This is a genomic window from Streptomyces sp. NPDC047453 (assembly GCF_040643155.1).
Taxonomy (GTDB): domain Bacteria; phylum Actinomycetota; class Actinomycetes; order Streptomycetales; family Streptomycetaceae; genus Streptomyces.
Map to the genome: position 1 here is coordinate 20851 of NZ_JBEYTS010000033.1, position 13195 is coordinate 34045.

At 70.3% G+C, this 13195-nt stretch carries 8 protein-coding genes, 5 tRNA genes and 1 pseudogene; 10 read left to right on the top strand and 4 right to left on the bottom strand.

The window, feature by feature from the left end:
• Positions 1-5 precede the first annotated feature (5 nt).
• Together ABZ818_RS25565 and ABZ818_RS25570 are read left to right on the top strand one after the other, a co-directional pair.
• Positions 6-233, top strand: a pseudogene (locus ABZ818_RS25565) (site-specific integrase); the annotation flags it as partial.
• Between the two features lie 365 nt (positions 234-598).
• A complete protein-coding gene (locus ABZ818_RS25570; RefSeq protein ID WP_361418994.1) occupies positions 599-811 on the top strand; it encodes a hypothetical protein in 213 nt (70 codons plus the stop codon).
• Positions 812-1131: 320 nt separating this feature from the next.
• Here the strand turns inward: ABZ818_RS25570 and ABZ818_RS25575 are convergent.
• Positions 1132-1204, bottom strand: a tRNA-Lys gene (locus ABZ818_RS25575).
• A 283-nt stretch (positions 1205-1487) separates the two neighbouring features.
• Positions 1488-3689, bottom strand: coding sequence for a DEAD/DEAH box helicase (locus ABZ818_RS25580; RefSeq protein ID WP_361418997.1), 2202 nt, complete (start codon positions 3687-3689; stop codon positions 1488-1490).
• A gap of 242 nt (positions 3690-3931) precedes the next feature.
• Here ABZ818_RS25580 and ABZ818_RS25585 point away from each other — a divergent pair, with 242 nt between their 5' ends.
• Positions 3932-4219 carry a hypothetical protein gene (locus ABZ818_RS25585; RefSeq protein ID WP_361419000.1) on the top strand — a complete coding sequence of 96 codons (288 nt, stop codon included), beginning with the start codon at positions 3932-3934 and terminating at the stop codon, positions 4217-4219.
• A 294-nt stretch (positions 4220-4513) separates the two neighbouring features.
• On the opposite strand, the gene ABZ818_RS25590 is transcribed toward ABZ818_RS25585, so the two are convergent.
• Positions 4514-4864 carry a metallopeptidase family protein gene (locus tag ABZ818_RS25590; RefSeq protein ID WP_225076323.1) on the bottom strand — a complete coding sequence of 117 codons (351 nt, stop codon included), beginning with the start codon at positions 4862-4864 and terminating at the stop codon, positions 4514-4516.
• Positions 4865-4943: 79 nt separating this feature from the next.
• Here ABZ818_RS25590 and ABZ818_RS25595 point away from each other — a divergent pair, with 79 nt between their 5' ends.
• From ABZ818_RS25595 to ABZ818_RS25610, 4 genes are all read left to right on the top strand, one after another.
• Entirely contained in the window at positions 4944-6545 is a 1602-nt protein-coding gene (locus ABZ818_RS25595; protein ID WP_361419004.1) for a metallophosphoesterase, read from the top strand.
• A gap of 80 nt (positions 6546-6625) precedes the next feature.
• Positions 6626-6698: transfer RNA gene (locus ABZ818_RS25600), tRNA-Glu, on the top strand.
• Between the two features lie 48 nt (positions 6699-6746).
• A tRNA-Asp gene (locus tag ABZ818_RS25605) sits at positions 6747-6821 on the top strand.
• A gap of 25 nt (positions 6822-6846) precedes the next feature.
• Positions 6847-6920 (top strand) — tRNA-Phe (locus ABZ818_RS25610).
• Positions 6921-7092: 172 nt separating this feature from the next.
• Here ABZ818_RS25610 and ABZ818_RS25615 read toward each other — a convergent pair.
• The gene (locus tag ABZ818_RS25615) at positions 7093-7809 is read right to left on the bottom strand and encodes a transposase (protein WP_361419007.1); all 717 of its coding nucleotides are present in this window, start codon (positions 7807-7809) and stop codon (positions 7093-7095) included.
• 585 nt (positions 7810-8394) lie between these two features.
• Between ABZ818_RS25615 and hrpA the strand changes: the two genes are divergently transcribed.
• The 3 genes from hrpA (at position 8395) to ABZ818_RS25630 (ending at position 12936) form a co-directional block, all read left to right on the top strand.
• Positions 8395-12372, top strand: coding sequence for an ATP-dependent RNA helicase HrpA (gene hrpA / locus ABZ818_RS25620; RefSeq protein WP_361419010.1), 3978 nt, complete (start codon positions 8395-8397; stop codon positions 12370-12372).
• Between the two features lie 93 nt (positions 12373-12465).
• Positions 12466-12540, top strand: a tRNA-Asp gene (locus ABZ818_RS25625).
• A gap of 201 nt (positions 12541-12741) precedes the next feature.
• Positions 12742-12936: a DUF6274 family protein gene (locus tag ABZ818_RS25630; RefSeq protein ID WP_361419013.1), complete on the top strand. Its 195-nt coding sequence runs from the start codon at positions 12742-12744 to the stop codon at positions 12934-12936.
• Positions 12937-13195 lie beyond the last annotated feature (259 nt).

The following is a 13195-nucleotide window of genomic DNA, read 5'->3' on the forward strand; positions in this document are numbered from 1 at the left end:
CCTTGCTGCGCGACCACAAGTCCCGCCAGGACAAGGAACGTGCGGACTGGGGCGATGCCCGGCAGGACACGGGCAAGGTCTTCACGAAGGAGGACGGCTCCTGGCTCCACCCCGAGAGGGTCTCGGAGACGTTCCGCCGAATCCTCGCCACGGTCGACCTACCGCCCGCCACCCTGCGTGACCTGCGCCACGTCTCCGCGACGCTCACCCACGGAGGCGGCGGCGACATCCACGTGGTGGGATCTACTCGCCGCGGCCCACCCGTCCCGGCTGGTCCTGCCGTTCACCACGCGCGCGGCAGACACCGGCGAGCACCCCGGGTCGGCGAGGCGGCGGATCGACTGGCCTACAGCTGGCCGACAGACCGACTACACCGTTCTTTCCGACGACTCCTCCCGGCTGCCAGGCGAGCGAGGGCTCCGCCCATACCCCCGTGCACCGCTCTGTTTCGTCGGTCTCGGGAGGCCGGCCGTCGGCGCCACCCTCCCGTCCGTCGTCAACTCCCCTGTTCCCACCTCTGCTTGCTCCGGCCATCCCATGGGTAGCCATGCGGTGTTCCGCGGCCGGGGAGGGCCGTACGGGGCGGGTGGAGGGACTCATGACGACGGATGGGCACCCGCCGGACGGGGACGCACCGGACGGCTGGGGACCGCACGCGCTCCGCATCCGGGAGGCGTACCGGCTCGGCGAGTGGTGCGACGACGTGCCCGAGGTGGCCGCGGCGGTGCTGCGCCGGGTGCTGCTCGCACCCCCGCCGCCGGTCCCCGGGCACCTGGCCCGGCTCCGTGCGCGGCTGCCTCGAACTGCGTGACACCTCGGTGCGCGGCACCGTCACCCTGAAGCGGGCCCGGCTGGACAACCCGCGCGGCGCTGCGCTGGGCCGTCGTCGCCCTGGTCACCGCCGGGTGGCTGCTCGCCACGACAGTGGCGACGGGGCTGAACCGGGTGCTGCGGCGGAACTGAGCGGGCGGGGGCGGCGAGCCGTCCGGGGAGGGCGGCCGGGACGGCGCGGCCGCCGGCGATGACGTGCCTGTCGCGGCCGCACCCCAGCCGGCCGCCGAGCGGGCCCCGGAAACGATGGAACCCCCCGTCGACGCAGGTCGACGGGGGGTTCGACCCCGAGGGGTCCGGTAGGCCCTGTGGGACTCGAACCCACAACCAATGGATTAAAAGTCCACTGCTCTGCCAATTGAGCTAAGGGCCCAGGCGATGTTGCCTACCCGAGCATAGCGGGAGGAGGGCCCGTCGCCGATCGGGTATCCGGGGTGCCCGGCCGGAAGTTCGGCGCGATCGGCGGTGACCGGGTGACCGTTGCGGTCGGAAGATCCCCTTGTAGCCCTTCCAGCCACCGGAGATCTTCGTGCGGGGGTGTCGGAGCGGTGGCCGCCGCCGAGGCCCGCCGTGGTCAGCGAGGCGCAGGTGGTCAAAAACCGAAGGGCCCGTACGACAGGAGTCGTACGAGCCCTTCGGAGTGGGTTCACCCGGCGTCAGCCGTTGCGCTTCCAGCGCGGCTTGTCGTCGCGGCGGCCGAAGGAACCGCCGCCACCGCCGCGGTGGTCGTCACGACGGCCGTAGGGGCGCTCGTGGCCGCCGGAGCGGAAGCCGGGGCGGTCGCCCTGGCGGTCGCGGTTGAACGGACGGTCGCTGCCACGGTGCCCGCCGCGCTCGTCGCGCCGGGCCGGGCGGTCGTCACGGCGGAAGCCGCCCCGGTCGTCGCGACGGTCGAACGAGCCACGGTCGTCACGACGGTCGAACGAGCCACGGTCGTCACGACGGTCGAAGGAACGGGGCGCACGGTCCCGGTCACGGTGGAAGCCGCCGCGGTCGTCACGCCGCTCGAAGGAACGGCCGCCACGGTCACCCCGGTCACCGCGGTCGTCACGGCGGAAGCCGCCCCGGTCGTCACGACGGTCGAACGAGCCACGGTCGTCACGACGGTCGAAGGAACGGCCACCGCGGTCGCCACGGTCGCCCCGGTCGTCACGGCGGAAGCCGCCCCGGTCACCGCGGTCCCGGTCCCGGTCACGATCCCGGTTGAAGCCACCACGGTCGTCACGACGGTCGAAGGAACGAGGCGCACGATCCCGGTCGCGCTGGAAACCACCACGGTCCTCGCGCCGCTCACCCCGGTCGTACGACGACGGGGCCGCCGTACGCTCCTCACGCTCCACGCGCTCGACGCCCTCTTCCCGGTCGATGCGTTCGACGTCCCGGGCCGCCGGCTGCTCCGGCACCGACACCTCGGCCACCGCCTGCTCCCCGGCCACCGCGTCCGAACCCTCGGACGTCACGGTCTCGCCGCGCTCGCGGGCGAGCCGGGCGACCAGCCGGTCGGCCTCGTCACGCAGCTCGGCCGCACGCCGCTGCGCGCGCTCCAGCTGCTTGGCGAGGTGGGTGACCTCGCGCTCGGCCAGCTGGGCCGCGGTGCCCGCGGACTCGGCCTGCACCTCGGTCATCGACCGGGCACCGGTGATCTCGGCGACCTCCGGATCGAAGGCCGCACCGCCCTGGATGATGTGGCGCGAGGCATCCACGCCCGCGTCCTCCATGAGGCGGAAGATCTGACGCCGCTGGTGCGGCAGGGACAGCGAGACCACCGTGCCCGTACGGCCCGCGCGGGCCGTACGGCCGGCCCGGTGCAGGTAGTCCTTGTGGTCGCCGGCCGGGTCGACGTTCAGCACCAGGTCGATGCCGTCGACGTGGATCCCGCGGGCGGCGACGTCCGTGGCGACCAGGACGTTGACGTAACCGTCCTTGAAGTCGGCCAGGGTGCGGGTGCGGGCGCCCTGGGTCATACCGCCGTGCAGCGCCTCGGCCTTCGCACCGGCCTCGCGCAGCTGCTCGGCCACGCGGTCGGCGCCCAGCTGGGTACGCACGAAGATGATGGTGCGGCCCTTGCGGGAGGCGATGGCCGCGGTGACCGGCGCCTTGTCCTTGGGCTTCACGATCAGGATGTGGTGCGACATGGTCGTCACCGCGCCCTGCGCCGCGTCGACCTCGTGGCTGACCGGGTCGGTCAGGTACCGGTCGACAAGGGTCTTGATCTCGTTCTCCATCGTCGCGGAGAACAGCATCCGCTGACCGCCCGCCGGAACCTGGTCCAGCAGCTCGGTGACCTCGGGCAGGAAGCCCAGGTCGGACATCTGGTCGGCCTCGTCCAGGACCGCGATCCGCACATCCTCCAGCGAGCAGGCGCCGCGGTTGATGAGGTCACGCAGCCGGCCCGGGGTGGCGACCAGGATGTCGACGCCCTTCTCCAGGGCGTAGATCTGGTTGCCCATGGAGGTGCCACCGCAGACGACCTTCATCCGCAGGCCGACGACGTCGCCGTAGGGCTGAAGAGCGTCGGCCACCTGCATGGCCAGCTCACGGGTCGGAGTGAGGATGACCGCACGCGGCCGCTTCCGCTCGGTGCGGCCGCCGGCCAGCGTGGCCAGGGTCGGCAGACCGAAGGAGAGGGTCTTGCCGGAGCCGGTGCGGCCCCGGCCCAGGATGTCCTTCCCGGCCAGGGCGTCCGGGATGGTCGCGGCCTGGATCGGGAAAGGCGTGGTCACGCCGTTCTGCGCGAGCTTGCGGACGACGCCCTCGGGCAGGCCGAGGTCCGCGAAGGTGATCTCCGGGGCCTCGTTGTTCTCGGGAGCGTCGTCGGCGTTCTCGGGCACGACGACGTGATCAGTGGCAATGGACATGCGAATGCGAAACCTTCCGGAGTCTCTTCGGCACGCGCCCGTCAACTCCGTGATTCGCGCCACGACCGCCTCGATGCGGTCCGCCACGGCAAAGGAGAGTACGCGCCACACGGCGCGCTCTGCGTGGGCGCCGGGCAAATGGGATCAAACGATCTGCCACCATACGCACCTTGCACCCCCGAAGGCAAACCGACGGCGCCGCCGCAGGTCAGCCCCTCGTCCGATGCGGGTGCCGGCCCGGCTTGTACAAGCGTTCCCGCTGCTCCAACTGCGACCCCGTGCCATCGTGCGCCGAAGGCGACGGCTCGGCCGACGGCGGATCCGAAGACGCCGGCGGAGCGGGCGGCGAGGCCGGCGGCTGCTCGGGCGTGGCGGACGTCTGCGGGGGCACCGACACCGCCTCGGTCGGCGTCGGCTCACCCGGCTTCGGCGGCAACCCGCCAGTGCCCGGCGCCGCCGACGCGCCCGGCTCGTCCGACGGCGAGGCCGACACGGACGGCGACTCACCGGGCTTCCCCTTCCCCCCGTGACCACGCTTGCCGTCCCCACCGCCACCCGCGCGGCCCGCGCCACCGCCGGACACCGCGTCCTCACCGCCCGGAGCCCCACCACCCCGCTCTCCGGCGGAGTGCGACGGCCTGACCGAGCCGCCGGCGTCCTCCCCCACGCTCACGCAGCCGGCGGCAGCGGTGACGGCGGCGACCGCGGCGGCGAGACGGACGGATACGTACAAGGGGCGCACGGGCAGCCACCTCCGGGAGAAGAAGTCACCATGCCCAACTCCGTTCAGCCGCCGAAGGACACGCGACCGCACCCGGCGACGGTCAGCCGTACCCCAGCGCATGCAGACGTTCGTCGTCGATCCCGAAGTGGTGGGCGATCTCGTGAACCACCGTCACCTCCGTCTCCGCGACCACGTCCTCCCGCGTCTCGCACATGCGCAGCGTCGGCCCGCGGTAGATCGTGATCCGGTCCGGCAGCACCCCCGCGTACCACTCACCGCGTTCCGTCAGCGGGGTCCCCTCGTACAGCCCGAGCAACTCGGGATCGTCGGCGGGCGGCTCGTCCTCGACGAACACCGCCACGTTGTCCATCAGCCGCGTCAGCTCCGGCGGAATCCGGTCGAGGGCCTCGGCCACCAGTTCCTCGAACTCCTCGCGCGTCATCTCCAGCACACCGTCATTGTCCGGTACCGCCCGCGCGACCATGCCGCGCACGGGCATACCGGGTGTCGGGCATGGGCATACGCGCCCAATGCCCCGCGTCCCCGCCTCAGACCCGAACCGCCCGAGCCCCCTCCACGGCATACGGAGGGCGGCGCACGCCGTCACCCTCCGCCGCCGATCGACCCGCCCACGCCCGGACCTCTCACTGACGCACGAGCCGCGCCCCTGGGCACGCGCCGCCGGACTGGTGGCCGTCGTCCTGGTCGGCGCCTGGCTGGGACTGCTCGTCGTCGGCAACGTACGGGCCCCGGTCGGCCCCATGAACACCACAATGACCCTGCGCCCGTCCCTGACCGGCGGCACGAAGATCAACGTCTCTCCGCTGGGCTCCCTGGAACTGGACAGCCATATCGCCCCCGTCCGCCTCGACGTGAACGTCGACCAACTCGACCCGGCCCGCTCCCAGGCCCTGGTCGACCACCCCGAACGCCTCTCCGGCCTCCAGGACGAAGTGGCGCACGACGTCGAACACGGCACCCTCGACCTGGCCCTGCGGTCCTGCGTGGCCGTCGTCTCCGGCGCCACCGCACTCGGCCTCGCGGTCTACCGCCGCCCGCGCCGCGCCCTGGCGGCCGGCGGCCTGGCCCTGACCCTGCTCGCCGCGTCCGGGGCCACGGCGTTCGCCACCTGGAATCCCAAGTCGGTACTGGAGCCGAAGTTCTCCGGACTGCTGTCCTCGGCGCCCTCCGTGGTCGGCAACGCGCGCAGCATCGTCACCGAGTTCGACGTCTACCAGAAGGAACTGGCACGCCTGGTGACGAACGTGACCAAGCTCTACGACGTCACCTCCACGCTCCCCGCCTACCAGCCGGACCCGACGACCATCCGGGTCCTGCACGTCTCCGACATCCACCTCAACCCGGCGAGCTGGAAGATCATCACCTCGCTGGTGGAGCAGTACAAGGTGGGCGTGATCGTCGACTCCGGCGACACGATGGACCACGGCACCGCGGCGGAGAACGGCTTCCTGGACCCGATCGGGGACCTGGGTGTCCCCTATGTCTGGGTGCGCGGCAACCACGACTCGAAGGTCACCCAGCGCCACCTGGAGCGCATGAAGAACGTGCACGTGCTGGACGACGGCCGCGCCGAGACCGTCGCCGGCCTGCGCTTCGCCGGCATCGGCGACCCCCAGTTCACCCCCGACCGCTCCGGCGCGCCGGGCGCCGACGCGTCCGAGGAACTGGCTGGCGCCCGTCTGGCATCGGCCCTGCGCGACCAGCGGGCCAAGGGCACCCCCGTCGACATCGCCATCGCCCACGAACCGTCCGCGGCCCGCGAGACCGACGGCACCGTGCCGCTGGTGCTGTGCGGCCACCTCCACCACCAGGGGACGGAGGTCCTCAGGTACGGCACGCGGCTGCGCATGGAGGGGTCCACGGGCGGCAGCGGGCTGCGCGCGGTCGAGGGCAAGCACCCGGCCCCGATCGAGGCGTCGATCCTCTACCTCGACCGGGACAGCCGCCGCCTCCAGGCCTGGGACGCGATCAAGCTGGGCGGCCTGGGACTGACGACGGCCGAGGTCAGCCGCCATCTGCCCGAGGAGAACAAGCCGGGCGCCACGTCCTCCCCGACCGCGCCCACCCCCTCCACAGCCTCCCCGTCCGCGCCCTCCCCCTCCGGCTCGTAAACGGTTTTGGCGATACCCCCGGCCATCCCCTATGCTTTTCACGTCCCCGACGCGCTGAGAAGCGCCCAGGCGGGCCGATAGCCCTCATCGTCTAGCGGCCTAGGACGCCGCCCTTTCAAGGCGGTAGCACGGGTTCGAATCCCGTTGGGGGCACGCAGTACGGTGTGCGACACTTACGTTCGTTGGTTCGCACACAATCATGGTCCTGTGGAGCAGTTTGGAGTGCTCGCCACCCTGTCAAGGTGGAGGCCGCGGGTTCAAATCCCGTCAGGACCGCTGAGGTTTCACGTGAAACCTCAATGGCTGGGTAGCTCAGTTGGTACGAGCGATCGCCTGAAAAGCGATAGGTCGCCGGTTCGACCCCGGCCCCAGCCACAGCGAAGGCCCCGATCCACGGATCGGGGCCTTGTTGCATGTGTCATGGATCCCGCTCGCCCCACGAGCGCCCTGCCGAGTACGAGCGTCCGCGTCCGCTGCCCGGAAGCTGCGCTCCCCGGCTTGCAGCTCGCTCCCGCCGATGGCTTCGGCGAAAACGGCGCATCCAGCCCTACACGATCAGCGTGAGGACAGGGACCTGTGACTCGGCCCCGCAGACCCACACCCACCAGCCGCGTTGGCCGATGACGTGGGACGCATTGAGGTCCGCGTGCTCAACGAAGCCGCAGGACCTGCACGCGAACACGGCCTGACTGGGCCGGTTGCGTTGGTCGATGTGGTGGCAGCGGGAGCACTCCTGGCTGGTGTAGCTCGGGTCCACGCAGACCACGGGGATGCCGAGTCGGCGTGCCTTGTACGCGATGAACGCGTGCAGCTGGCCGAAGGCCCAGGAGTTCATCGTGACGCGTTGGGGCTTCTTCAGCCGTACCCGTTCGCCGATGCCGCCCAGGTCTTCCAGGGCGATTCCGCGGCCGGTGCGTTGCGCCTCCGCCACGATGTGCTTGCTGCTCTTGTGGTTGATGTCTCGCGCGCGCCGGGCTTCCTTGCCTGCGTGTCGTTTGGCGCGGCGTTTCGCGGACCGAGTGCCTTTCCGCTGGAGTCGGGTGCGTAGCGTGCGGTCGTTTCGCCGGGTGCGGTTGAGGCGGCGGCCGCTGTGTCGGTGGCCGGTCGAGGTGGTGGCGATGTTGACGACGCCGAGGCCGACTCCGATGAACCCTTGGGGCTGCGGGTTCTGTGGGGTTTCGGGTACGTCGATCGTTGCTTCCAGGTACCACTGGCCGGCGCGGAGGAGCAGATCGGATTCGCCTTGGCGGTAGTGCTCGAGCATTGTTCTTGGCCGCCCGTGTAGGCGAGGCGTTTCACCCGCCCGGCCGTGGTCCAGATGGAGACGGTGCGCTGGTCCAGTTGCCAGGAGAGCATGCGGTCGTCGTAGGTCTGGGCTGCGTCGTCGCGGAAGCCGATCGGCTTGCTGATGGCTCCCCGGGCACGACGTGCGCTGGTTTTCCTCCGCCAGGCCCGGAGGGCGGTGTATGCGTCCGCGACCTTCTTCACCACGTGTTGTGCGGCCTGGGCGCCGAGTCCCCAGCCGTTCTTGACGTCGGTGTATACGAGGGCGCGTAGTTCGCGGTTGCGTCGCACGCCCGTGTGGTGGGCGACGCCCGAGACGTGGTTGGCTGCTTGGTTGCAGGCCACCAGGGTCGCCTGCAACGCGGCGGCTTGCTCGGCCGACGGCAGCAGTTTGACGCGCACGACGAGTTTCACGAACAAAGACGCTAGGCGGCCACAGACGTTCGCTCCGGGAAACGCACGTGATTCATCACTCTGGGTGAACATACGCACGTGGGTCACCGCCCGCGGCCCGCGGTAAAAGCGTTCGCCAGGATTTTCCTGGGGATGAGATCCTGGGTCCCGTATGTCTACGCATCCCGCCCCCGCCCTCGGCGCCCTCGCCTCCCGCCTGAACGAGTTGTCGCTGCGTGACGCGCACCGGCTCGGCCGCAGGCTCGAAGGCGCGCGCAAGATTCGCAAGCCGGAGGCGCGTGCCGCCGTTCTCGCCGAGGTCGAGGGCGAGGTCGGGAAGGCCGAGGAGCGCATGTCCGCCCGGCGTTCCCGGGTGCCGGCGATCGGCTATCCCGAGCAGCTGCCGGTCAGCCAGAAGAAGGACGAGATCGCCGACGCGATCCGCGCTCACCAGGTCGTCATCGTCGCCGGTGAGACGGGGTCCGGGAAGACCACGCAGATCCCGAAGATCTGCATGGAGCTGGGCCGGGGTGTGCGGGGCATGATCGGGCACACCCAGCCCCGCCGGATCGCCGCCCGTACCGTCGCCGAGCGTGTGGCGGAGGAGCTGGACACCCCGCTCGGTGCGGCCGTCGGCTGGAAGGTGCGGTTCACCGACCAGGTGGATCCCGACGCCACGTTCGTGAAGCTGATGACGGACGGCATCCTGCTCGCCGAGATCCAGACCGACCGCGAGCTGCGGGCCTACGACACGATCATCATCGACGAGGCCCACGAGCGGTCCCTCAACATCGACTTCCTGCTGGGCTATCTCGCGCAGCTGCTGCCGCGGCGGCCGGACCTCAAGGTCGTCATCACCTCGGCCACCATCGATCCCGAGCGCTTCTCCCGGCACTTCGGCGACGCCCCGATCGTCGAGGTCAGCGGGCGGACGTATCCCGTGGAGGTGCGGTACCGGCCGCTGCTGGAGGAGGACTCCGACGACGCCGACCGGGACCAGATCACCGCGATCACGGACGCGGTGGAGGAGCTCATGGCCGAGGGGTCCGGGGACATCCTCGTCTTCCTCTCGGGGGAGCGGGAGATCCGTGACACGGCCGACGCTCTCAACAAGAAGAACTACCGGTTCACCGAGGTGCTGCCGCTGTACGCCCGGCTGTCGCACGCCGAGCAGCACCGGGTCTTCCAGCCGCACACCGGCCGCAGGATCGTCCTGGCGACCAACGTCGCCGAGACCTCCCTGACCGTCCCGGGCATCAAGTACGTCATCGACCCCGGCTTCGCCCGGATCTCCCGGTACAGCCACCGCACCAAGGTGCAGCGGCTGCCGATCGAGCCGGTCTCGCAGGCCAGCGCCAACCAGCGCAAGGGCCGCTGCGGGCGTACGTCCGACGGCATCTGCATCCGGCTCTACGGCGAGGACGACTTCCTCACCCGTCCGGAGTTCACGGACGCGGAGATCCTGCGCACCAACCTCGCCTCCGTCATCCTCCAGATGACCGCGGCCGGCCTCGGCGACATCGAGAAGTTCCCGTTCATCGACCCGCCGGATCACCGCAACATCCGTGACGGCGTGCAGCTGCTCCAGGAGCTTGGCGCGCTGGACCCGGCGCAGAAGGACCCGCGCAAACGGCTCACGGAGACCGGCCGCAAGCTCGCCCAGCTGCCGGTCGACCCGCGTCTGGCCCGCATGGTGCTGGAGGCCGACCGCAACGGCTGCGTCCGCGAGGTCATGGTGATCGCCGCCGCGCTGTCCATCCAGGACCCGCGCGAGCGTCCCGCCGAGAAGCAGGCCCAGGCCGATCAGCAGCACGCCCGTTTCCGGGACGAGACCAGCGACTTCCTCGCCTACCTCAACCTGTGGCGCTACATCCGCGAGCAGCAGAAGGAGCGGGGCTCCTCGTCGTTCCGGCGCATGTGCAAGCAGGAGTTCCTGAACTTCCTGCGTATTCGCGAATGGCAGGACATCTACAGCCAGTTGCGTACGGTCGCCAAGCAGATGGGCATCCATCTGGACGACCAGGACGCGCCCGCCGACCGGATCCACGTCTCGCTGCTGGCCGGTCTGCTCTCGCACGTCGGCATGAAGGACGTGAAGGAGTCCAAGGACTCCGGGCCCGGCGCGCGCAAGGACGGCGGCCGGAACGAGTACCTGGGCGCCCGCAACGCCAAGTTCGCGATCTTCCCCGGCTCGGCGCTGTTCAAGAAGCCGCCGCGCTTCGTGATGTCCGCCGAGCTCGTCGAGACCTCCCGGCTGTGGGCCCGCGTCAACGCGAGGATCGAACCGGAGTGGGTCGAGCCGCTGGCCGGGCATCTGCTGAAGCGGACCTACAGCGAACCGCACTGGGAGAAGGACCAGGCGGCGGTGATGGCGTACGAGAAGGTCACGCTGTACGGCGTTCCGATCGTCGCCCAGCGGAAGGTGAACTACGGGCGGATCGACGCGGAGCTCAGCCGGGAGCTGTTCATCCGCAACGCGCTCGTCGAGGGCGACTGGCGCACGCACCACAAGTTCTTCGCCGACAACCGCAAGCTCCTCAGCGAGGTGGAGGAGCTGGAGCACCGGGCCCGGCGCCGGGACATCGTCGTGGACGACGAGACGCTGTTCGACTTCTACGACCGGCGGGTGCCCGAACACGTCGTCTCCGGGGCGCACTTCGACTCCTGGTGGAAGCGCAAGCGGCACGAGCAGCCGGACTTCCTGGACTTCGAGCGGGAGATGCTCATCCGGGAGTCGGCGGAGGCGGTCACCAAGGCCGACTATCCGGATTCCTGGCGGCAGGGGAACCTCAAGTTCCGGGTGACGTACCAGTTCGAGCCGGGCGCGGACGCGGACGGCGTGACCGTCCACATCCCGTTGCAGGTGCTGAACCAGGTCACGGACGAGGGCTTCGACTGGCAGATCCCGGGGCTGCGCGGGGAGGTCGTCACCGAGCTGATCCGCTCCCTGCCCAAGCCCATCCGCCGCAACTACGTTCCGGCGCCGAACTACGCGAAGGCGTTCCTGGAGTCGGCGGTGCCGTTGCAGGAGCCGTTGACCACCACCATGGCGCGTGAGCTGAAGCGCATGGTCGGTGTGCCCTTCGAGGCCGAGGACTTCGACTGGTCCAGGGTCCCGGACCATCTGAAGATCACCTTCCGGATCGTCGACGAGCGGCGCCGCAAGCTGGCCGAGGACAAGGACCTCCAGGCGCTGAAGCTGCAGCTGAAGCCCAGGGCGCGCAAGGCCCTGTCCCAGGCCGCCGCGGCGACCGCGGAGCGGCAGGGCGGGGAGTCCCTGGAGCGCAAGGGCCTGACCGACTGGACCATCGGCACGCTCACCAGGGTCTTCGAGACCCGCCGGGCCGGCCAGCCGGTGAAGGCCTTTCCGGCGCTCGTCGACGACGGCGACACCGTGTCCGTACGGCTCTTCGACACCGAGGCCGAGCAGGCCGAGGCGATGTGGCGGGGCACGCGGCGGCTGATCCTGCGCAACATCCCGGTCAACCCGGCGAAGTTCGCGTCCGAAAAGCTGAGCAACCAGCAGAAGCTCGCTCTCTCGGCGAACCCGCACGGTTCGATCCAGGCGCTGTTCGACGACTGCGCGACGGCGGCGGCGGACCGGCTGATCGCGGACTTCGGCGGGCCGGTCTGGGACGAGGAGTCGTACCGGAAGCTGTACGACAAGGTGCGTGCCGACATCGTGGACACGACCGTGCGGACGGTGGGCCAGGTGCAGCAGGTGCTGGCCGCCTGGCAGGCCTGTGAGCGCCGTCTGAAGGCCGTACGCAGCCCCGCGCTGCTGCCGAACCTGGCGGACCTGCGGGCTCAGCTGGACGGCTTGGTGAAGCCCGGCTTCGTCACGGCGTCCGGGGTACGGCGTCTGCCGGACCTGATGCGCTATCTGGTGGCCGCCGACCGCCGCCTTCAGCAGATGCCGGCGAACGTCCAGCGGGACACCACGCGGATGGAGAAGGTCCACGAGATGCGGGACGAGTACGCGTGGCTGCTCGAGCAGATGCCACGGGGCCGGCCGGTGCCGTCCTCGGTCCTGGACATCCGCTGGATGATCGAGGAGCTGCGGGTGAGCTACTTCGCGCACGCGCTGGGCACGGCGTATCCGGTCTCGGACAAGCGGATCGTGAAGGCGATCGACGCGGCCGTGCCGTAATGACACGTGCACGCTAAGTGAGTTCGACCCCGGGCTCCTGCTCCTGTACAGTCTCTTCTCGCAGCGCAACGCACGAATGGCGCCGCGAAATCTGGTCCTGTGGAGCAGTTTGGAGTGCTCGCCACCCTGTCAAGGTGGAGGCCGCGGGTTCAAATCCCGTCAGGACCGCATTGTCAAGAGGGCCCGACCCCCCGAGGGGGTTCGGGCCCTCTTCTCGTGTGCTCGCGCATCCCGTCCGCGCGGCCCCTTCCGGAGGGGCGGAGGGGCCCTGTGGCGGCCTGTGGCGCGCCGCCGTGTCTTGACGGCGTCACATTCCCTCGGTACCCAGGGAGCAGGCTCCGCTCCCCTGCGGTCCACTGGAGGTGGCGTATGGCGGCATCGGCCAGGCACGAGACGCGGGCGCTGCTCCGCGCACATCTCGCGGCAGCCTCGTCGTACCGCCATCTCACGCGCCGCTGCGCGGTCTGCCATCAGCTGCTGCGACTGGAGATGGCCGGCGCCCCGCGGGCGGCCTCAGGCGCCCCGGAGGAGCTGGTGGAGGACGACAGCCCCTCGACGGCGTGAACCGCACCGGGGCGCACCTCGAATCCCGAACTCCCTTGCAGGCGTGGGGCGATGGAACCGGAGCCTCCACTAGCGCAGAGGCACGGCCGGCAACAAGCGCCTCGGCATGTGACGGGTGTCACCGAATGGGTTTCTGAAAGTGCGGTACTTACTCCCGCCCTACACAGGGTCAATTTAATATGTGCAATTGCACTGCCCTGCGCGTTGCTCCACAGATGATCCGCCGAGCCTCCCCAGACTCCGACAAGCCCGCTCACAG